This window comes from Endozoicomonas sp. 2B-B (genome assembly GCF_053470045.1).
The window spans coordinates 1,698,973-1,720,343 of the sequence record NZ_JBLZMU010000001.1 but is presented as its reverse complement, the minus strand read 5'-3'; the positions used below and the strand labels follow the sequence as shown (position 1 = coordinate 1,720,343).

The window sequence follows — 21,371 nt, the reverse complement described above, 5'->3', positions numbered from 1 at the left end:
GAGGTTCCGTGTGCAGAAATGAGTCAGGCATGGCAGGAGACAAATCATGGATTCGTTTTTTCAGTGGTTCGGATTAGTTATCCCACGCACTCCCGGCATAGAGAAAAATGATCGACCAGATCATATCCGACAGCGTCCATTTGCTTGAGACGATTGCTGATCGTCTGCATATCAGGGCAGTCTTGCTGCCAATAGGCCATCGCTTCCCGGACCGGATTATCAGTTAGCCATACCAGGTCGCTTACCACCAAAAAGCCACCGGGCCGCAGTAATGACTGCCATTGCGTCAGGGCTTTTTGGACCCCCATGATATAGGCACTGCCTTCCGACCAGATAAGATCAAAGCTCTCACTCTCAAAGGGTAATTCAGTCATGCTCACGCAAACGCTGGAAAGCCGTCCGGAAATATCCTGCTTCTCAAAACGCTCTTTTAATCGAGCCAGTGCTGACGGTTCATTATCTATGGCAGTAATGTTTGCTTCGGTATTGTCTATCAAAACGCTGGTTGACAGGCCTTTGCCACAACCAATCTCCAGAATATCAGCAGGAGCTTCGGGCACCAGTGATAATGCTTTCAGCGTGTCTTTTTCACTGCCTGGTCCCCCAGCGTTCCGGCGTTTCATAAACTTTCATGAAGTCGATCATGTAAGATTCGTGATCATTCGTATCTTTTGTTAACCATTTAAACCTGATGCATTCTTAAACCATCAATAAGAAGGAACTTTAAGCTATAACGCTACAGACAGGTCAAGGAAAATTGAATGATCGAGAACAAATAGAGACCAACACCTGGAGCCAGAGGTGAGGCGATTCTCCGGTATTTCCAGTTCCAGAAACCTCCTTGAGTTGGTCAGGCTGGTTGCCCGGTGCAGAACATAAAGTAATTTCTGCACATAAGTTTGATTTTCAAAAAAGATTGAACAATACTTTATGTGCCATTTTGACACATAACAAGGAGGATTTATGGCAACAACACTCCCCAGAATCACCGCCCGTATTGATACCGATACAAAAGAGCTACTGGCTGAGGCTGCGGCTATTATCGGTGTTTCCAGCATTAATTCCTTTGTACTGTCCGCTGCTATTGAGAAGGCCAGACAAATCATGGACAGGGAGCGATCCCTGAAACTGAGCCAGCAAGATGCTCTTTTGCTTGTGCAGGCTCTGGATAAAGATTTAAAACCCAACCCTCGACTCAAGCAGGCAGCCCAGCGTTATAAAAAGACTGAGAATAAATGAAAACTGTAATTCTCGATAAGAGCAAACACGACCGTCAAGGCTTTGATTGCGGTATCTCTGCCCTGAACAATTATCTTCAAATGATGGCGAGGCAACAGGCATGGAACGACAATACCCGAACCTTTGTGCTGGAGGACTCAGATTGTCCCGAAACCATTATCGGGTACTACACGCTGACTATGATTCCACTGGATTTGCAGGCTCTGCCTGCCAGACTGCAAAAAAAACACAGCAGCGCCGGTTCTGCTGGGCTGATTGCCCGCTTAGCCATCAACAAAGACTACTCCGGGCAGGGTTATGGAGAGTGGTTGTTAGTTGACGCTTTGCATAAATTACTACAGGCCAGCGATACCGTCGGGTTCCCATTGGTTGTCGTGGACGCCAAATCCGGCGTGGCCGCTTTTTATGAGAAATTTGGTTTCGCACCTTTTATTGATAATCCAGACAAATTGTTTATCACCATTAAAAAGATCAGAGCCAGCCTGCAATAATCATTGCAACTATTCAGAGATACTCCCCGCGTTGTCGAGGGTGTCACAAAAATACTTACCCATTCAGGTCAGGTCTTTATTATTGCAACCACTGAATATATGGCCGCCCGGACGGGCGCTATTCTCTGTCAGGCTCCAATTTATCCAATAGCCACTCCAGATACCCTATATACTGACGATATGCAGATAATTGCCACCCAGTCCGCATTACCATGGGATCGATCGGTCTGATCTGGAAACCGAGACTTTTAACCAATTTGTCAAAAGGAACACCGACGACTTTGTTCAAGGTCGCTTTGCCAGCATTCTGCATATCTTGCTCCACATGCTCCATGGCAAGTCTGATCATAAATCGCGACAATAGCTCTACAAACGCAGCCTCTGATTGGACAGGCCCCTTCGTATTAGAGTCATCCGAGATGTTTTTTAACCAATGATAAATCTGACTGCAAACTGCTCCAACGGTAGCTTCTCTCTGAAATTGTTGTAATTCATCAATGGGGGGTATGATATCCCGTCCAAAGCCGCTACGAAAAGGTTCAATAAATTCTTCTAAAGATTCCAGCATTTCCGGAGATATTGGCGTGTAAACCAGATCCCGGACATCAACTTCGTCGGTTGTATCCGTTGGGCTGGGGGTATCTTGCTCCTCAACCAGACCATTCCCGGTAGCACGGCTATGAAAAAGCAAGAACAGTCCAATAATAAGTGAATAATAAACAGTATCTTTTACTATGCGCAAAATATCGTTATTGGCACTACTGTTAGCGTGATCAATACAATAAATACTGATACGATCGCTCTCCAGTTTCATCATGAAATTACCCGATTGAAAATCGGTGTTTAAAAAACAGGATTCACTGACTGAATCCAAATAAACCGATAGCACATGTTTATGAATGCCGACGATAATAGTCTTTATTTCCACTTCACTTAACCTTCCACCCTCTTTCCAGTCCGGCTGCCATGAAGCGAGCCTCTCCCTTAATGCGTCTGTACGATCGAGAGAACAGCCATCAATATACTCCATCACAAGGGCATCAGGGCTGGATAACGATACAGCCACCTCAGGTACCCTGAACTGAACTGGCACCTGATGGCCTGAACCGGTACTTACGCGGTACTCATTGCTTTCTGTCAAATCTTTTAATGTCACAGACGCTTTTTCGGTAAACTTAAGTTCCCGTGATAAATCACACTCATTACTAAAACTCTTGAATGCCCTGGAAAAGTCGTCAAAGTCCTTCTCTGACATAAAACCCGAGTTATTAAGGTTAGAAAACAGACCGGTCATTATCGAAACATCAGTGTTAATTTTTTCTGCCAATTCTGGTGATAAATATTTAACAGCAAAGTCTTGTCCATCAATATTAAACTGATCGACCTGGCAAATAGTCCCACGCCCAAGTGTTTCAACATGCCGGACAGTTGCTGCTGAAACGGCAGTGTTAGCCATGACCTGGCTACTGCTGTCATTATCAGCTGCGCCTGATCGTTCCTGCATGGCACCTTCAGAAAGCAGCCTGTCAGAACGCAATCCGGCATTAGCCACATTGCGCTCGACAACTTTCCTGATTACCTCAGGATCAACCTTGCCTGCCGAATACTGACTTGCGGATTTCACTATGTCAGTCACATAGTTATAAACCTTTTGATCTGATTTAAAACACTCAGCCGGTGCTTGAGTTGCTGCCAGGTATTGGCCTATTTTGCCGCATAGCCCACCATTTTCATGGTAAAACTGAGCAATTGCTTCAGGAGAACGTAAACAGACTTTCTTCGCCACTGCAGCGCCGCAACTGGCAGCCACTCCAAGAACACGTGATGTCCTCTTGAGGGTGCGGGTGACTCTCTGTGTTATTGAGCCAGCCGCCTGAGATATCGTCCTGAAAACCAGGGAGTCACCCGCTCTGGAGTGACCTGCTGCAGGGTGCTCATGCGCGGGTTGCAATTGCTTATGGGGATTAATGGCGGTGACAGTGCTTTTTGATGCACTGGTGGAAGCGTTAGCCTCAAACACCCTATTGTATGCACCAGTGCTGGTCACTCCTGCGGTATTATTCGAAACGTCCATATCAACTCCTTGGTTCATCCATATTGTTTACATACAGCTTTGACTTGAATGAATCAAAAAAGTTCATTTTTAATGCTTATCATTTATTGGTCTACACAAAAGCGCAGGATGCTGAATCGGCTGTTCTTTCAGTCGCTGATCACTTATCAGACCCGTGCCTGATACTATTAATCCAGAACGCTATGGGTAGGCAACAGGCGATAGCACAACATTTCAGTTCACAAACATGACTGGCTGGCAAAGCCAGCACCAACAATACTGTTGTCGGGTGGTGTGGTTATTATTTCTGGAGGTGGTTCACGATAATAGCGAGAGTGTCTTCTAAGTCGTGGCGGCAGTAAATTGGTCTGAAAACCCGCTTTTGTTCGTCAAATAGCTCGCTATTCTCGATAATACTCCCAGTTATCCATTAGCGACTCCAGTTGCCCTATATACTGGCGATATGCAGACAATTGCCACCCAACCCGCAGTAATATGGGATTGTTCGGACTGATCTGAAAACCCAGACTTTGAGCAAATTTGTCAAAAGGAACAGCGACAATTTTGTGCAAGGCTGTAATGTCAGCCTTCTGCACATCTTGCTCCACATGTTCCATGGCAAGCCGGATCAAAAATCGCGTCAATAGCTCCACAAACGCAGCCTCTGATTGGACAGGCCCCTCCGTATCAGAATCGTCCGAGATGTCTTTTAACCAATGATAAATCTGACTGCAAATTTCTCCAACGCTAGCTTCTCTCTGAAATTGTTGTAATTCATCAATGGGGGGTATGATATCCGGTCCAAAGCCCCTACGATAAGTTTCAATAAATGTTTCTATAGATTCCTGCGCTTCCGGGGATATTGCCGTGCAAACCAGAGCCCGGATGTCAACTTCGTCGGTTGTATCCATCGAGCTTGGGATATTTTCCTCTTCAATCAGGCCATTCCCGTTAGCACGGTTATGAAACAACAAGAACAGTCCTGCAAGAAGTGAATAATAAACAGGGTCTTTCATCATGCGCAAAATATCGTTATTGCCAGTACTGTTGGCGTGATCAATACAATAAATACTGATACGATCACTCTCCAGTTTCACCATGAAATTACCCGTTTGGGGGTCAGTATTTAAAAAAAAGGATTCACTGAATAAATCCAAATAAGCTTCTAGCACAAGTTTATGAATGCCGACAATAATAGTATTTATTTCCGTTTCAGTTAGCCTTCCACCCTCTTTCCAGTCCGGCTGCCATGAAGCGAGCCTCTCCCTTAACGCGTCTGTACGATCAAGAGAACAGCCATCAATATACTCCATCACAAGGGCATCAGGGCTGGATAAGGGTACAGACACCTCAGGTACCCTGAACTGAACCGGCACCTGATGGCCTGAGTCGGTAGCTACATGGTAGCGCTTGGTTTCTGTCAAATTTTTTAAGGCCTCAGACGCTTTTTCGGTAAACTTAAGTTCCCGTGATAAGTCACACTCATTACTAAAACTCTTGAATGCACTGCAAATGTCGTCAAAGTACATCTCTGAGATAAAACCCCAGTCATAAAAGAAAGAAACCAGGCTGTTCACCAACGAAACATCAATATTAATTTTTTCTGCCAACTCTGGTGATAAATATTTAACAGCAAAATCTCGTCCACCAATATTAAACTGATCGACCTGGCAAATACTCCCACGCCCGAGTGTTTTAACATGCCGGACAGGTGCTGCTGAAACAGCACTGTTAGCCATGAACTGGCTACTGCCGTCATTATCAGCTGTGCCTGATCGTTCCGGCATGGCATCTTCAGAAAGCAGTCCGGCATTAGCCACATTGCGCTCGATAACTTTCCTGATTACCTCAGGATCAACCTTGCCTGCCGAGCACTGGCTCGCGACTTTTACCATGTTAGTCGTGTAGTTATAAAGATCTTGATGTGATTTGAAATACTCAGCCGGTGCTTGTTTTGCCGCTACGTATTGGCCTATTTTGCCCCACAGTCCGCCATTTTTATGGAAAAACTGAGCAATTGGTTCAGGAGAACGATAACAGAGAACCTTCGCCATAGTAGCGCCACCACTGCAAGCCAACCCAATAACACGCGATGTCCTTTTCAGGGTGCAGGTGACTCTTTGGGTAATTGAGCTAGCCGCCTGAGATATCGTCCTGAAAACCAGGGAGCAACCCGCTCTGGAATGGCCTGCTGCAGGGTGTTCATGGGCGTGTTGCAATTGCTTATGGGGATTAACGGTGGTAACAGTGCTTTTTGATGATGTACTGGTGGAAGCAGCGTTAGCCTCAGACACCCTATTGTATGCACCGGTGCTAGTCACTCCTGCGGTATTATTCGAAACGTCCATATCATTCCCCCTGGTTCATAAATAATGTTTACATACAATCTCTGACTTGAATGAATCAAGAAAGTTCATTTTTAATGCTTATTATTTTCAATTTTGAATTGAAAAAACTGTAGATAGGTGGAGAAAAATTGAATGGTCGAGAACAAATAGAGACCAATCTTACACCGCTGGCAGCACTCAATATTCACATATCACCATTGACTGTTTAAACTCGCCCGGATTATCTCAACCAGAGTGAGCCAAGAAGTGACCTGGCATATCATCGGTGCTGGCAGTATGGGCTGCCTGTGGACAGCTCAGTTCCTCAGGGCGGACATGAAAGCTACCCTGCTTGTTCGGGAACAGAGCTTGCACTCACTCAACGTTACCCAGCCTGTTCTGGCCATTGATGAACTGGATGGAGTCAGTCAACACTTCCCTATCAAACTGGATTCTTCCGAATCTCTCACTGACTCGATAACCCATTTATTGGTCTGCACAAAGGCACAGGATGCTGAACCGGCCGTTCTTTCACTCGCTGATCACTTATCAGACCAGTGCCAGATACTATTAATCCAGAACGGTATGGGCAGCCAACAAGCAATAGCACAACATTTCAGTTCACAAACCGTATGGGCCGCATCGACAACAGAAGGGGCATGGATGAAAGACGTTCTGCATGTCTGTCATGCCGGTCGTGGATCAACCTGGGTGGGTCCTGTTGGTCAGAAGCCTGAGAATGCTGTTTGGCAAGGATTAAAAGGCGCTCTGGAAAAGCTGCCAGTTGACATTCAGTTTACCCATCAGATTGAAGAAAAGCTCTGGGATAAACTGGCAGTCAATTGTGCCATCAACGGTCTTACTGCCTTGTATGATTGCAGGAATGGACAACTGCTGGACACTGAAGAGCGTCAACAACGTTTAGCAGCATTGGCTGAAGAAGTGACACAGGTGAGGCAAGCGGCCGGCATTCCCGGTTCAGAAAACCTTCTTGAGCTGGTCAGGCAAGTCTGCCGGGATACCGCAATGAACCGCTCTTCTACCTGCATGGATGCCCGACAGGGTCGAAAAACCGAGCTGGCGTTTATTAACGGTTATCTGATCGAGCAGGCTGAAAAGCTGGGCGCGGAGGCGCCTGCCAATCGGACACTGATGAGAGAGCTGGCAGAACTCAACATCCGTTAGCCAAAAAATAACGTCAAGGCATCAGCGACAAGTCAATTCAAGAGTGAGGTGTACGCCATAACTTAATGGCTGATCCAAATGGACAAGTGAAGTGATCGGTTTTGAGGGTCTCTCCGGTTTTTGCATCCGAGGCAATAAACCAGATATTAAATTCTTTATTATTTTCTCTGGAGAGGGTGTAGGCACTTTGCCACTCCATCCAGGCTGGCCAGTCTATCCAGTCTGGCAGAGGTCTGGCATCCCTGACTTCGGCCATTAAATAGGAGTTCAGTTTATAGCTCGTTAACATCATTATCGAGCCATCTTCATTGATGGTGTTTCGTTTAAAAATAGTGACCTCTTTTCCATGGAAACTCTGTACCGCCTGATGAGAATGATGCTTAAGTTTCTTGAGCTTATGAGTACACTGTCCAAAATCAATCACACCGATAACAGGGACCTCTCCCTGTTCAAGAGCGCCCTTCAGGGCTATGTAGGAATTAATTTGTCTGGTCTCGCCCCATACCTGAGAGCAGGACATGGTCAGGGCAAGAAGAGCACACTTAAAGGGCTTGATAATGTACATATCTTTGGTCTTCTGCGTGTTCTGAACATGACCCCCGAGTATAGATCATGTCAAGCTGGTACAGTCGGCAAGAACAAAGACATGAGACAACGATTTGTTTATAATCCCCGCCAATTCTTCATGATTTCCGGCCATATATTAGTAGAGTCAACATGCAGCCCCGAGACAATCTCGCTTCCGACCTGACCGACACCATCCAGCACAATGTTCGCAATGCCCTGGAAGAAGACATCGGCTCAGGTGATATTACGGCCTCCCTCATTCCTGCCGGGCAAATGGCCAAAGCACGCATCCTCTGTCGTGAACCTGCGGTTATTGCGGGACGCCCCTGGTTTGATGAAGTATTCAGGCAGATTGACCCATCGGTGACTCTGGACTGGCAGGTTCAGGAAGGTGAACAGGTGGGAGCGGATCAGGTTCTGGTTTTTATGGAAGGTCCTGCCAGAAGCCTGTTAACCGGTGAACGTACAGCCATGAACTTTCTTCAGACCCTTTCCGGCACTGCTACCCGCTGTTCTTACTACGCCAATCTGGTCAAAGCGACGGGCGTTAAACTGCTGGACACCCGTAAAACCCTGCCCGGTCTTCGCCTCGCCCAAAAGTACGCCGTCATGGCAGGCGGATGTCACAATCACCGGATCGGGCTTTATGATGCCTTCCTGATCAAGGAGAACCATATTGCCGCCTGTGGCGGGATTGAGCAGGCAGTCAGCACCGCCCGCGCCATGGCTCCGGGCAAGCCTGTGGAAGTTGAGGTCGAAAACATGGAAGAGTTCCAGCGGGCAAGAAGCGCTGGTGCCGACATCATTATGTTGGACAACTTCCCTCTGGACGCACTGCGTGAAACCGTCGAACTGAACAACTCCCTGCCAGCACCTCAACCCGGGCTGGAAGCTTCCGGGGGTATTACCGATGAGCGCCTGCCGGTAATTGCAGCGACCGGAGTCGACTTTATTTCCATCGGAACACTCACCAAAGATATTCAATCCATTGATCTGTCCATGAGACTGGTTGATACCACAGAGATCTGAACAGGAAGCCAAAACCATGAGTAAAATTCTGGTCACAGGAGGTGCAGGCTATATCGGTAGCCATACCTGTCTGGAATTATTAAACGACAACTACGAAATAGTGGTTCTGGATAACCTCAGCAACAGCAGCGAAGAATCTCTGAGCCGGGTTCAGGAGATTACCGGCAAAACACTGGCGTTTGTCAACGGCGACATCCGCGATCGAGCTTTGCTGGACGCCCTCTTTCAGCAACACGATTTTGAAGCCGTTATTCACTTTGCGGGGTTGAAAGCCGTAGGGGAGTCTTGCGAAATCCCTCTCGATTACTATGAAAACAATGTCTACGGCACCCTTGTACTCTGCCAGGCCATGCAGGCAGCCAATGTAAAACGCATTGTCTTCAGCTCGTCAGCGACCGTTTATGGTGATCCTGCCAGTCTGCCGATCACAGAAGATTTTCCGCTGAGTGCCACTAACCCTTACGGCCGCTCGAAACTGATGGTGGAAGAAGTACTGGAAGATCTCTTCAAATCGGATACTGACTGGAGCATTGCCCTGCTTCGTTACTTTAATCCGGCAGGTGCTCATTCTTCTGGTCGCATTGGCGAAGATCCTAATGACACCCCTAACAACCTGATGCCCTACGTGACTCAGGTGGCCATTGGAAAGCTGGAAAAATTAAGAGTTTTTGGTAACGACTACCCCACCATCGACGGCACCGGAGTTCGTGATTATATCCACGTGGTGGATTTGTCAGTGGGTCATGTCAAAGCCATAGAAAAACTTCGTACGACCAAAGGCGTACATACCTGGAACCTCGGCCTGGGCAAAGGCTACAGTGTTCTGGAAATAGTTGCGGCGTTTGAAAAAGCGTCTGGCCAAAATGTACCTTACGAGATCACGGCTCGCCGTTCCGGTGACATTGCCGCCTGCTATGCCAATACCGACAAAGCTCTGAATGAGCTGGGTTGGAAAGCAGAGCGGGGGCTTGAAGAAATGGTGACCGACGCCTGGCGCTGGCAGTCCGACAATCCGGATGGATACAACCCTTAACTTTAATGGGGCTTTAATGCCCCATTTCGATCAGTTTCGTCTTATCTGGCCGATCAATTAAAGACGTCCCCCTCCCCGGAAAACTGATCATGAAACACCTTTTTTCGCTTTTTCTCCTGCTCATTCCAATCACTGTATGGAGCGCCTGTCCAAGCTGGACCTCCGAGCAGGCTGAAAAGCAGATCGTTGCTCTGCAAAAAGAGATCAGACATAACGATGACCTTTACTACAACAAACACTCTCCCGTGCTCACCGACCATGAATACGATGCGCTGAAAGCGCAACTGCAATCTCTGATAAAGTGTTTTCCGGAACTGACACTTCCCCCTGTTGCTGAGGAGAATATCGAGGGAGACGTTGACCATCGCGCCTTTATGGGTAGCTTGAAAAAGGCCCGGGACATTGATGATATCAAAAAATTTCTCAAACAAGCCGGTAAGGAAATCATTCTGGTTCAACCCAAGATTGACGGTGTTGCGGTTGAGCTGGTTTATCAGAACGGCAAACTGGTCGCCGCTTCTACCCGGGGCACAGGCGACAGAGGGCAGAATATTCTTGATGCCGTCAAACACATGCCCATGATCCCGAAAGCGCTGATTACGGAATATAACGATATTGTCCTGCACGGAGAACTCTTTGCCCGCCTGAATGAGACCGTCAAAAATTCCGTTTATAGCAGTGCCCGTCATTATGTCTCCGGCCATATCAGCCGCAAAGAACTGGATGTTTCGTCACTGGGCAGTATCGAATTTTTCCCATGGCGCTGGGTCAACAGCCCTTTTGATAGCGACAAGACGGTGATTAATACCCTGTACGGCTATGGTTTTGAGCTACCTGCCGAGCATACCCAACGGGGTAATACTCTGAAAGAGATAGAAAAAATTCGTGATACCTATAATAAACGCAGCGATATGGAGCCCTTCCTTATGGACGGTATCGTTCTGAAACTGGATAACCTCGAGCTTCGTAAAAAACTGGGCTGGGAGAGCCAGAATCCAGCCTGGGCCATTGCCTGGAAATTCCCTTCCGACAGTGCGATAACCACAGTTAAAGGCGTTGATTTCAGAGTGGGACGTACCGGCCAGATCACCCCGGTACTTCAGCTGGAACCGATAGCGATCGGAGGGGAAACTGTTCGGCAGGTATCACTGGGCAGCATCAAAAACCTGTCTGAGAAGGATATCGCTATTGGTGACCAGATTTCTGTGCAACTGAAAGGCGCTGCTAGACCGGTTTTTGGTCAGGTTGTTCTGAGGCCGGAGCATCGCACCCGACCAATGTTTCCAGACCCGAAAAGATACAATGCCTTCTCCTGCCTTGAGTTAAAGCCGGGCTGTGAAGAACAGTTTACTGAAAGATTGAAATGGCTGGGGATAAGTCTGGATATTCCCTTTTTGCACGAGCCACTGATAAAAAAGCTGATGGCAAATAAGGCCATTGACCGCTTTCCAGATAGTTTCAAAGTGTCTGAGTCTGACCTGAAACAGGCTGGCTTGAATGAACATTCATCGAAACAGCTGCTATCAGTACTCAACACACTTCATAGGATTTCTCTAAAGTCCCAGATAAGAGCCCTGAGCATTCCACAGCTGGGAGAAACCCGTTCCAGAAAGCTGGCAAGCCATTTTGAAAGCTGGGACAAAATTCTTGATGCCACGCCAGAGGAAATGGCGGCTGTGGTTTTGATGTCCGTTAAGCAGGCTCAGAGGGCTAAAAGCTATTTGAATACTCCAAGCATCAGGGACTCTATTGAATGGTTCAGACAGCCCTGATTCTTCTTCTGGCCTTCAATCTCAGGTCACCCTCATAGATTTACCAAACAGAAAAAAGGCCGGAATTAAATCCAGCCTTCGAAGAAACTACGTCAGTAAAGTTCTAGGGCGAGTAATCTGGTGTAGTAGTTAAAGAATCATTGCTGCACAATGTACCACCACCATTACATGTAAGAGTCCATACAGTGCCTGTTGCATCAGGAGTGTACGTTAAAGTCTGTGAAGCAAAAGCCCCACCTGGCGTTATGGTGATAACTCCATCCACTACAGAAGTAATAGTGTTTCTTGCAGCAGGAATACCAGTACCAGACGAACCAGCATCACAATTAGCGATAGGATTGGTTTGAGCACAAATACCTACAGCCGTCTTGTACTGGCTGGCTTCACTCAACGCGGCGTTTATTGTCGCATTACGGGTATAATTCTGGTACTGGGGAATCGCCACTGCCGCCAGAATACCAATGATCGCCACTACGATCATCAGTTCGATCAGCGTGAAACCCAGCATCCTGGACATCCATGTTTTCATCTCGTTATCCTCGATCATTGAATAGCTGCCCTCCGCCAATACACTGGGCCCCACAGGTCAGTCTCTAGCAAGATGTCGGCGCTCATGACCAGAGCTTTAGGACTTACCTTTCGTTTTTAAAACCGCTGATTTCTCGTGATTTTCAGATGTGGCCCGATAAGCCTTATACAGGCTTTTCTTCAGGGGCAGCTGCCATGAAAAATCTCACCCTTTTCGCCAATAAAAAACTCTCTCTTGTTGCCCGGGTCATTACTGTTGTGCTGATACTGACATCCACTGCGATCACCGGCGCTGTCAGTCTTCAACATGTCTACCAAGGTGAAGTGGATCGTTATTTTGAGCAGGGGCAAGACTCAGAGCTGATGCTGATCATTCAATCGGGGCACCACACACTCAAAACCACAGGCGTGGGAAAAGACAATTTCAGACCCTTATTAGGCAGTGAACTGGGAGAATATCAGAATCACACCTTTGTTGGCTGGCACGCAGATTTCAGACAAATGACCCGGGAAGGTGGGTTTCCTTTCTTCATGCTCTACGAAGTCAGTTATCAGAAAGGGCGGACTCAGGAGTATTTTTCCTACCAGGGCCTACTGAATCCACAACTGGTAGCCAGAGAAATCCATATTAATTAACAAGGTGAAAGGCTCCATTCTGCCAGAAACGTGGGGCCATGGATTCAAAGGGAATTGAAACTGGGTAGGTTCCCTGAATAAACTCAACGTAGAAAATGCTAAAGAAGGTAATAGACAACAAGATAAGCATTGAAGCCAACAGCTTTGAAACACTCAGTTCGTAATCCTTAACTTCAGCAATGACCTTCACTCTGTCCTTATCGTGAGCATACAGACAATAGCCCACTACCAGCAACATCATCATCTGACTCACAGGCGTGATAAATACACCACTGATCTGGGCATGAAGCACCGCACTCAGAATAGCCCAAAAGGCCGATATCTGGATATAGGTTTGCTGCCCCGACAATGATCCTCTCTCTAACCTTTTTTTCAGCCGCATCAGGTAAGAAACGCCACCCCAAAGCATGACGATAACAAAGCACAATGTAGCCAGCGTCCCCCACTCAGAAAGCCATTGCAAAACAATATTATGGGGCGATCCCAGTCCATTGTCTGATGAAAGAATAAAATGCTGAGGCCCCACCCCAAACAGGGGATTATCTAATGCCAGTTGCCAGGCAGTGATCCAAAGCTCAACACGATCATAGGTTTTCAATGCCGCTGAGAGTGGTCTGAATCCATTGACTCCATGCCCCAATAAATAAGGAATGAGCCAGATAAAAACCGTATAAGCGATCAACCCAACCATCAATGCTTTTGTATGAACTCGAATAATGGGTGTTATTACTTTCTGGAAACAAAAGTAAATAGCTATTCCACTCATAACCAAAGACAGAAGGATGCCTCGGCTCTGTGATAAAAAAATGAAAAAATACATAATCATCAAGGGAATCCAGCTTAGCCTGTGAACCAGTGACCCCTTGCTTTTCGACAAAAGGGGCAGTAAAGCCAAAAGTGGAATCAGCCAGTTCTGCGCATGATTCAAAATCCTGGGGTTAGTAAATCCATAAATCGTGTGCATCCAGGACTCAGGCGGATATTGTAAATAAACGGCATAGTGAAACAGGTAGCCAAAACCATAAAGCCCTATAGCCATACCAATGACACTGATAATGCCTGCCAGCTTTCTCTCATCAATACTTTTGGCCAGGAGTAAAGTGCTCATCATCAGTAAACCATAGAGCCCAACCTCCTGAATGCCTTTTAACGGATACTCACTCATTAATGCCGAGCATGATCCAAACCCTAAGCCAAGGAAGATCAAGACTCTGGCCAGAACGGGCAAATAAGCAAAGCCATTCAGGGACTGATAGCAAACCATAAACAACCCAGAGGCAACAGAAAGAAAAACAACTTGAACAACTCGCCTGAAGTTGTAGCTGGACAGTCCGAAATCCCAGATTTGAAGAGCCGACCACATTGCCAGTAGTGTCAGCGTCATTATAAGAAACACTGCGCTTTTATGGTGAGACTGATGAATGAACGTGAGCATGAGCACTGAATTTATGTGGACATAATCATCGTATATCGGCTATGAGCCGGACAAGAGTAGCCTCGGTAACTTTAAAAAGAGAAGAGAACAAAGAGAGAGAACAAAAAGAACAAAAAGGACATCCAAAGAGAGAGAGGAAGGCACCACAACAAAAAGGACACAACAAGAGAACAAAAAAAACACCCATATATTTGACGAACAAAGAAAGAGAACAAAAAAGACACCCATATATTTGAAGAGAACAAAAAGGACACCCATATATTTGACAGAACAAAAAGGACATCCAAAGAGAGAGAGGAAGGCACCACAACAAAAAGGACACAACAAGAGGAAAAACAAAAAAAAACAAAAAGGACATCCATATATTTGACCAATCGACTGGTTAAGCTATTTTTCTCATGTTTACGATTTTTACCCACCATAGCAATAGGAGATCTCATGACTCAAGCCCGCAGCAACCTGATTGATTCAGGTTCGACACCCTATTACCACTGTGTGTCTCGGTGCGTCCGCAGGGCTTACTTGTGTGGTGAGGATCATCTGACCGGGAATAGTTTTGAGCATCGCAGGCAGTGGGTGGTCGACCGTCTGCGTACATTGACCTCTGTCTTTGCTATCGAAGTCTGTGCTTATGCTGTGATGTCTAATCACTATCACCTGGTACTACACATCAACATCAATGAGTCTGACAAGTGGAATCGAGATGAAATACTGCGGCGATGGACTACCCTTTTCACAGGTCCATTATTGATCCAACGCCATTTGAGCAATGCAAAGCTCAGCAGCTCGGAGCTCAGCCGTATCGATGAATATGTGGCTGAGTATCGTAGCCGTTTGAAAAGTATCAGCTGGTTTATGCGTTGCTTGAACGAACATCTTGCCCGTGAAGCCAACAGGGAAGATGGTTGTAAGGGCCGATTCTGGGAAGGACGTTTTAAAAGTCAGGCGTTACTGGATGAAGCCGCTTTACTGACCTGTATGGCTTATGTTGACCTTAACCCTATCAGGGCAAAACTTGCCTCAACACCAGAGCAATCCGACTATACCTCTATCCAAAAACGCATTGAAAAAACTACCGAAGCAACAGATAGCAGGCAGCCGTTCATGTTGAAGCCTTTTCAGAACCAGGAGCAAGACCCGAATAAAACATTGCCATACATTCTTCATGATTATCTGGAGCTGGTAGACTGGAGTGGAAGAGCGGTCAGAAAAGATAAGAAAGGTTCTATAGCGGAAAGCTCACCTCCTATCTTGGCAAGACTAGAAATAGATGGTGACGAATGGCTAAAAACCATGAGCAGAAACAATCGATTTTATCGTGCAGTCGGACGACTGAAGGCCATGAAGGCATATGCGATCAGTACAGGTCAACGTTGGCTTCAGGGGTTATATTGTTGTGGCCAGTTATTTCAGCCTGGTTGATTCATCTTTTGCCTTATACGCCACATTCTTACCGAATAGATTTGGTGAGATGGGATTCTGCATATTTTATAAACCTAATAAGTTGTATTTCCTTGTTTTATCGAGTTTAGGGTCATCCCAAGTTTGATCCGATCAGGTATTTTTTATGCGTGACGGGCTATGTATTGGCTTCTGGTCAAGAAATTTTATGGGTGTCTTATTTTCCTTCTATGGTGTCCTATTTTCTATTTCTATGGGTGTCCTAATTTCTCTTGGTTAAGAAATTTTGTGAGCGTCTTAATTTCTTTTAATTTCTTCCTTCTTGGGTGTCCTAATTTCCTAATTGGCTATGTATTGGCTTCTGGTCAAGAAATTTTATGGGTGTCTTATTTTTCTTTTTCCTTCCTTATGTGGGTGTCCTAATTTCTCGCTATTATTTTCCTTCTCTTTCTATGGGTGTCCTATTTTCCATGCGTTTTCCATTCCACCATTCTATGGGTGTCCTATTTTCCATTAATGAAGTGGCTTACCAGGTCGGACATAAATACCTGACAGTGGTTTATCAGATTGATCGCAGTTGCACCCGGCTATTATGGGTTGGTCAGGATCGTACTGAAGCCACAACTAGAAACTTTTTCTTCTTTTTTGGCCCTGAGCGTAGTCAGCAACTGAGGTATGTCTGCTCTGACATGTGGAAGCCCTATGTAAAGGCGATCGCCGAGTTTGCCAATCAGGCGCTGCATATTCTGGATCGATTTCACATTGTGGCCATGCTGAACAAGGCCATCGATGAGGTCAGGGCATCAGAACACAAACAGCTTCAGGCTGATGGCTATGAGCCTGTTTTGAAAAAGACCCGTTGGTGTCTGCTGAAACGGAAGGAAAACCTGACCGAGAAAGAAGAGATCAAGTTAAATACAGTGCTTCAGTATAATCTCAAAAGTGTCAGGGGCTATCTGCTCAGAGAGGAGTTTCAAGTGTTCTGGGGTTACATATCACCACACTGGGCAGGAAAGTATCTGGACCGGTGGTGTACAAGAGTCATGCGGTCAAAGATAGAGCCGATGAAGAAAGTAGCTAAAACTGTTCGGCGGCACAGGCCACTGATCCTGAATTGGTTCAGGGCAAAAAAAGCATTTTCCAGCGGAATTGTGGAAGGTCTGAACACCAAGATAAAACTCACTACGAGAAAATCGTATGGTTTCAGAACCTATAGATGTGCAGAAATCGCTTTATATCATGCACTGGGCAACCTGCCCGAACCAGAAATGCCACACAGATTTTGCTGACGAGGCAGAAAAAGAAATAATGCCAATCAGGACTTCCAGTTCATCTTTAACACAGGGCAGCAAAATCATCAAGACATTTTGTGAGCATCCAAATTCCCTCAGTTTCTCTTTATATTTTCCCCCTATAGACTTCAAGAGTAATCTTATCTTCTTTTTTAACTCCCAAATATCTCCTTGAAGATGAGAACATTCTAAAATATGGTCGGTCATCCGAATTTTTTAAAGCTGAAAACAATGTAGGCACAAACTTCTGGCCAAATATAGATTTAGAACAGGCTTTATTATTTGATGTTTTTATAACTCTACCGAATGACGATTTTATTTTTTCAAATTCCTTGTAGATTCTTTGCATTTTTTTAGCGGATGAAGGGGAAGATTTTTTTTCGCACTGAAATAAACTCAAATCACAATCTTCTTTAAATTCTTTTGCTTGATTGTTTATCATTGAAGAGTCACCAGTAATCCATTGTTCAAGAGTGAATGCTCCAGAAACTGACTGTAGTAAGTGAAATTTTTCAGCTCCCCTAACAATAACAAAATCATGAATACTTTCCTCTTCGCTATCATCCGAAACTTTAAGCTTATGAAAAAACACGTAATCATGCTTTGGGTCATTATTGAGGTAGTTCTTATATCCATCCTGATCATCAGGTGAAAAAATAGTAGATTCTGAATAGCTTTTCAGATCGAAGTTTTTTTGAAGAACTAAAGACGTTACGCTGCTTATCGTTTCTTCTTCCAGTTCACCCAAACTCAATTCTAATGCTAATGAAAATGTGTCGCTTTTTTTTGCAAGAACCCTGTCAGGCATATATTTTTTGTCGACACCCAGTACTCTTAAAACATCGGATAACAGTCTACTATCTCGCTCACTATAAAGTGAAACAGGCCTTGAAAAAGCACAGGCTGTCTCATCTGAAGTACTTTGAAAAAACGGTGACTTTTCCTGTAGTTCGATTGATTGCCCTGCATAGGTTGCTGAGGGCAAATTGAGACAATGCGGAGAACTTTCATTATATACAGTAACTTCTTTACCCATAATGAAACCAGTGGGTAATTTCCCTCTTCGGGCGCGCTTGGGTGGTGGTGAGTTTGAAAAAACTGTGTCGGAATTTTTATTTATGCCATCCATGTCGGTTATCTCCCTGATAAGTATTTTTCCTCGATTAGCAAGAGCTTACAAAATTACTCCTAATAACTTAGAGGCGTTTTTAGCATAAAAGTTCATAGCAAGCTGTTAAGTGCAACTAACAAAGTTTCTGTCTTTCAGTAAGGGCAGGACGGTTTTACACATTGACACCTTGTTTCCAGACTCCACAGACTGACGTAGAACTCTGGCCCCTTGCTTTTAAACCCTCTGGGTCACAACGTGGGAGTCCATACGTTATCTCAAGTTACGAAGCTCGGCTTTCGAGGGGGGTGATGTGTTTCCAAACAGGTTGCAAGTACAAGTCGGAAATTTTTTGGATGCCCTGATTTCTTTGGGAACAAGTAAAAAATTTTATGGGTCTCTCTCACACTAATCTATCCTTCTTATCTGTAAACCAGAAGGCAAGGGTAGAATTATTAAACACTCACTCTTTGCAACACTGCTGTTACTGTCGTTGTCTGTCATCTGTCTAGCGAAACCGCTAACAAGGCGTTTTATTATTGAACTTGAACAGAATGCAGATTTTCCAAACCAGAACTTTTCTATAAAGATTGACCAAGGCACATTGTCGGGCAGCCTGCCAGACATTGCCGACATAAATGGCTGCGCAGAAGCGGATTTACCGCCTGATAACAAACGACACAAACCTGACAGTTATAGGGTAAAAACGACCCTCGTTGAGTCGATTTCCTGGCAATGGCTTTACACCACAAACCTGCTGGTTACCTACGAACTGCTCCTGACCAGTAGAGATATCTCTCTATGTTTAAAGCCTTATTTATGGATACCTGTAGAAGCATTTATAACCGTCGGCCTGCTTTTAAAAAGCAATTGGAACCCGGATTCATTGCTGTTTAACCCGATTGAACAACATGAAACGAATCAAAGTCACCTGCTTGCGATAACCGCTGCGATGCCTGGCTCTGAACATGAACAACAAGGCCGACCATCAGAATCATCCGGCCAGCAGGGCCTACGTACCGACAGCTACCCTAAAGACTATTTCATCAATCTACTGTATTCTGACTCTGGCGAGAATAACGGATTCCCTCAACAACACTCGCACACTTTGGGTCTAAATTGTTTCATTTTTCCCTGCAGTGACGTTTGTCAATTCCGACAATCTTCCGATGCGTCCTACAACGCAACCCCAGATTCTAGAGAAAGTTCAACAGACCACAAAGAAGCAAGACCCGGACAAATATCATGCCCCCATCTGGCTGATACAAACGGCCCTTCCAGACAAGCAACCTGCAACGTGATAGTGTTCGGGAAGGATGGCCAGCTGCGACAATGCGGGAAGGTCTACAAGAATAAACGAGCACTAAAGTCTCATAAAAGCAGATTCCATAGCGGCCAAAAGACCTGTGATTTGATGGTGATTACAGAGGATAAAGAGTCGCAGCCATGCGGAAAGGTCTTCCAGAATGCCAGAGGCCTGGAAAATCACAAAAGCATTGTCCACAGCGGGCAAAAAACCTGTGCTGTAACCATAATCGGGAAAGGTGGCCAGCCGCAGCCATGTGGAATAATCTGCAGCAATGCTCGATCTTTGACGGTGCATAAAAGTCGATACCACACCGCTCAGAAAACCTGTTCCATAACCTATATCGGGGAGGACGGAAATCAGCGGCCATGCGGGAAGGTCTGCAAGAATGCTATAGCCCTGACGGAACACAAAAGCAAATTCCACAGCGGGCGAAAAACCTGTAACGTATCGGTGGCTGGAAAGAACGGCCAGCCAGTGCCGTGCGGGAAGGTCTGCCAGAATGCTATAGCCCTGTCGAATCACAAAGGCAGCTATCACAGCAGGCAACAAACCTGTATGAAAAACGTGATCGGGGATGATGGCCAGCTGCGGCAGTGCGGGACAATCTGCAGAAATGTTCCAACTCTGTCGTATCACATAAGAAGAGAGCACTGCGGGCTACAAACCTGTAAAGTAAACATGGTTGGGGAAGATGGTCAGAAACGGCATTGCGGGAAAGTCTGCAAGAACCCTGATGCCTTGTCGAATCACAAAAGAAGAGATCACAGCGGGCAAAAAATCTGTGATAAAACCATAATCGAAGATAATGGCCAGCTGCTACCATGCGCGAAGGTCTGCAATAATGCTAAAGCCCTGTCGGATCACAAAACCAAATACCACGCCGGGCAACAAATCTGTGACGTGGCCGTGATCGGACATGATGGCCAACCGCAGCCGTGCAGGAAGGTCTTCAAAAATTCAAAAAACCTCTTGAATCACAAAAGAATACATCGAAAACGCAAGCCTTTTGATGTGGATCGGGACACTTATCCTATTCCATGAACTGACACCCGCCCTTGCATAAGGAAAACTCAGAAACACGCTTTTTTCTTCAACTCGTTCCCAGGCTCTGAGGCTCTGGCAAAACCTTTAAGTCAGAAATTTTGTGGGTGTCCTGTTCTTTCTTGCCCCCGGATTCATGGGAGAAATTTATGGGTGTCTCAGATTGCTCGTTCTTGATTACTTTTTTACCTTTATTATCGTCCATCTCTGATATCAATGCTATCATTTACGAATTGAATACATCTGGATGACTCTAATGGCTAACCTGATAGTGCGCAATATTGATGAGGAAATAGTTGATGCCCTCAAAGCTCGGGCAGGAAAACACGGGAGAAGTGCAGAAGCTGAGCATCGAAGAATTCTGGAAGCAGCTCTCCTTCATCCCAAGAAAAAAAGCTTCACTGAAGCACTGAAAAACATTCCAGATGTCGGCTCAGATACGGACTTCGAACGTATCAATGATAACGGTGATCGTGATGTATTTAATTGATACCAATGTCATCAGTGAATTAAGAAAAAGAAACAGTGCAAATCAGGGCGTTCAGCTTTTTTTCAACACAGCACAAAAAAAATCATTAAAGCTCTACCTTAGTGTTATCTCCATAGGTGAGCTCCGTAGAGGCGTTGAAAAAATCCGTCATCGAAATGACTCCATTCAGGCAAAGCAGTTAGAGCTATGGCTAAATCATCTGGTAGATGATTATCGAGATCATATTCTTGACTTTGGTAGCACCGAAGCACAGATTTGGGGAAAACTCAGAGTACCCCGCCATGAAAACGCAATTGACAAACAAATTGCAGCAACAGCCCTTGTTTATGGCCTGACAGTAGTCACAAGAAACACCCCGGATTTTGTGGATACAGGGGTTAATTTGTTCAATCCATTTCTGGATTGAACAAAGAGATTATGTCGATGAGGCATAGC

The 21,371-nt window shown here is 45.6% G+C and carries 20 protein-coding genes; 13 read left to right on the top strand and 7 right to left on the bottom strand.

Features of this window, described 5'->3' with window-relative positions; translation table 11 throughout:
- Window positions 1-77 precede the first annotated feature (77 nt).
- Window positions 78-623: a class I SAM-dependent methyltransferase gene (locus ACOMHB_RS06840; protein WP_448216020.1), complete on the bottom strand. Its 546-nt coding sequence runs from the start codon at window positions 621-623 to the stop codon at window positions 78-80.
- A 340-nt stretch (window positions 624-963) separates the two neighbouring features.
- On the opposite strand from ACOMHB_RS06840, the gene ACOMHB_RS06835 reads away from it, so the two are divergent.
- Both ACOMHB_RS06835 and ACOMHB_RS06830 read left to right on the top strand, forming a co-directional pair.
- The gene (locus tag ACOMHB_RS06835) at window positions 964-1,239 is read left to right on the top strand and encodes a type II toxin-antitoxin system TacA family antitoxin (protein ID WP_448216019.1); all 276 of its coding nucleotides are present in this window, start codon (window positions 964-966) and stop codon (window positions 1,237-1,239) included.
- Window positions 1,236-1,730, top strand: coding sequence for a GNAT family N-acetyltransferase (locus tag ACOMHB_RS06830; protein WP_448216018.1), 495 nt, complete (start codon window positions 1,236-1,238; stop codon window positions 1,728-1,730). Before ACOMHB_RS06835 ends, ACOMHB_RS06830 begins: the two co-directional genes overlap by 4 nt.
- A 118-nt stretch (window positions 1,731-1,848) precedes the next feature.
- Here ACOMHB_RS06830 and ACOMHB_RS06825 read toward each other — a convergent pair whose 3' ends face one another.
- The gene (locus ACOMHB_RS06825; protein WP_448216017.1) at window positions 1,849-3,804 is read right to left on the bottom strand and encodes an AarF/UbiB family protein; all 1,956 of its coding nucleotides are present in this window, start codon (window positions 3,802-3,804) and stop codon (window positions 1,849-1,851) included.
- On the opposite strand from ACOMHB_RS06825, the gene ACOMHB_RS06820 reads away from it, so the two are divergent.
- Entirely contained in the window at window positions 3,759-4,034 is a 276-nt protein-coding gene (locus ACOMHB_RS06820) for a 2-dehydropantoate 2-reductase N-terminal domain-containing protein (RefSeq protein WP_448216016.1), read from the top strand. The two genes, ACOMHB_RS06825 and ACOMHB_RS06820, sit on opposite strands and share 46 nt — an antisense overlap.
- A gap of 150 nt (window positions 4,035-4,184) precedes the next feature.
- Here the strand turns inward: ACOMHB_RS06820 and ACOMHB_RS06815 are convergent, their stop codons facing one another.
- Window positions 4,185-6,131 carry an AarF/UbiB family protein gene (locus ACOMHB_RS06815; RefSeq protein ID WP_448216015.1) on the bottom strand — a complete coding sequence of 649 codons (1,947 nt, stop codon included), beginning with the start codon at window positions 6,129-6,131 and terminating at the stop codon, window positions 4,185-4,187.
- A 234-nt stretch (window positions 6,132-6,365) separates the two neighbouring features.
- Between ACOMHB_RS06815 and ACOMHB_RS06810 the strand changes: the two genes are divergently transcribed.
- Entirely contained in the window at window positions 6,366-7,295 is a 930-nt protein-coding gene (locus ACOMHB_RS06810; protein WP_448216014.1) for a ketopantoate reductase family protein, read from the top strand.
- Between the two features lie 37 nt (window positions 7,296-7,332).
- Here the strand turns inward: ACOMHB_RS06810 and ACOMHB_RS06805 are convergent, their stop codons facing one another.
- Window positions 7,333-7,860 (bottom strand): hypothetical protein, encoded by a 528-nt coding sequence (locus ACOMHB_RS06805; RefSeq protein ID WP_448216013.1) that lies wholly within the window; start codon window positions 7,858-7,860, stop codon window positions 7,333-7,335.
- Window positions 7,861-8,012: 152 nt separating this feature from the next.
- Between ACOMHB_RS06805 and nadC the strand changes: the two genes are divergently transcribed.
- The 3 genes from nadC (at window position 8,013) to ACOMHB_RS06790 (ending at window position 11,696) form a co-directional block, all read left to right on the top strand.
- Window positions 8,013-8,891: a carboxylating nicotinate-nucleotide diphosphorylase gene (gene nadC, locus ACOMHB_RS06800; RefSeq protein WP_448216012.1), complete on the top strand. Its 879-nt coding sequence runs from the start codon at window positions 8,013-8,015 to the stop codon at window positions 8,889-8,891.
- A gap of 16 nt (window positions 8,892-8,907) precedes the next feature.
- On the top strand, window positions 8,908-9,924 hold the full coding sequence (gene galE, locus ACOMHB_RS06795) for a UDP-glucose 4-epimerase GalE (RefSeq protein WP_448216011.1): 1,017 nt from the start codon (window positions 8,908-8,910) through the stop codon (window positions 9,922-9,924).
- An 89-nt stretch (window positions 9,925-10,013) separates the two neighbouring features.
- Window positions 10,014-11,696 carry a helix-hairpin-helix domain-containing protein gene (locus ACOMHB_RS06790; RefSeq protein ID WP_448216010.1) on the top strand — a complete coding sequence of 561 codons (1,683 nt, stop codon included), beginning with the start codon at window positions 10,014-10,016 and terminating at the stop codon, window positions 11,694-11,696.
- A 103-nt stretch (window positions 11,697-11,799) separates the two neighbouring features.
- Here the strand turns inward: ACOMHB_RS06790 and ACOMHB_RS06785 are convergent, their stop codons facing one another.
- Window positions 11,800-12,243, bottom strand: coding sequence for a pilin (locus ACOMHB_RS06785; RefSeq protein WP_448216009.1), 444 nt, complete (start codon window positions 12,241-12,243; stop codon window positions 11,800-11,802).
- 176 nt (window positions 12,244-12,419) lie between these two features.
- On the opposite strand from ACOMHB_RS06785, the gene ACOMHB_RS06780 reads away from it, so the two are divergent.
- Complete coding sequence (locus tag ACOMHB_RS06780; protein WP_448216008.1) at window positions 12,420-12,860, top strand: hypothetical protein; 441 nt, start codon at window positions 12,420-12,422, stop codon at window positions 12,858-12,860.
- Here ACOMHB_RS06780 and ACOMHB_RS06775 read toward each other — a convergent pair.
- Window positions 12,853-14,124: an O-antigen ligase family protein gene (locus ACOMHB_RS06775; RefSeq protein ID WP_448216007.1), complete on the bottom strand. Its 1,272-nt coding sequence runs from the start codon at window positions 14,122-14,124 to the stop codon at window positions 12,853-12,855. The two genes, ACOMHB_RS06780 and ACOMHB_RS06775, sit on opposite strands and share 8 nt — an antisense overlap.
- 609 nt (window positions 14,125-14,733) lie before the next feature.
- Here ACOMHB_RS06775 and ACOMHB_RS06770 point away from each other — a divergent pair.
- Window positions 14,734-15,717 carry a transposase gene (locus tag ACOMHB_RS06770; RefSeq protein ID WP_448216006.1) on the top strand — a complete coding sequence of 328 codons (984 nt, stop codon included), beginning with the start codon at window positions 14,734-14,736 and terminating at the stop codon, window positions 15,715-15,717.
- A 449-nt stretch (window positions 15,718-16,166) separates the two neighbouring features.
- Entirely contained in the window at window positions 16,167-16,985 is an 819-nt protein-coding gene (locus ACOMHB_RS06765; protein WP_448216005.1) for an ISL3 family transposase, read from the top strand.
- Between the two features lie 109 nt (window positions 16,986-17,094).
- Here the strand turns inward: ACOMHB_RS06765 and ACOMHB_RS06760 are convergent, their stop codons facing one another.
- Window positions 17,095-18,117 (bottom strand): hypothetical protein, encoded by a 1,023-nt coding sequence (locus tag ACOMHB_RS06760; RefSeq protein ID WP_448216004.1) that lies wholly within the window; start codon window positions 18,115-18,117, stop codon window positions 17,095-17,097.
- A 472-nt stretch (window positions 18,118-18,589) separates the two neighbouring features.
- On the opposite strand from ACOMHB_RS06760, the gene ACOMHB_RS06755 reads away from it, so the two are divergent.
- The 3 genes from ACOMHB_RS06755 to ACOMHB_RS06745 all read left to right on the top strand — a co-directional run bounded on the left by ACOMHB_RS06755 (window position 18,590) and on the right by ACOMHB_RS06745 (window position 21,342).
- Window positions 18,590-20,446: a hypothetical protein gene (locus tag ACOMHB_RS06755; protein WP_448216003.1), complete on the top strand. Its 1,857-nt coding sequence runs from the start codon at window positions 18,590-18,592 to the stop codon at window positions 20,444-20,446.
- A gap of 256 nt (window positions 20,447-20,702) precedes the next feature.
- Window positions 20,703-20,936, top strand: a complete 234-nt coding sequence (locus tag ACOMHB_RS06750) for a FitA-like ribbon-helix-helix domain-containing protein (protein WP_448216002.1) — start codon at window positions 20,703-20,705, stop codon at window positions 20,934-20,936.
- Entirely contained in the window at window positions 20,923-21,342 is a 420-nt protein-coding gene (locus ACOMHB_RS06745; RefSeq protein ID WP_448216001.1) for a type II toxin-antitoxin system VapC family toxin, read from the top strand. Before ACOMHB_RS06750 ends, ACOMHB_RS06745 begins: the two co-directional genes overlap by 14 nt.
- Window positions 21,343-21,371 lie beyond the last annotated feature (29 nt).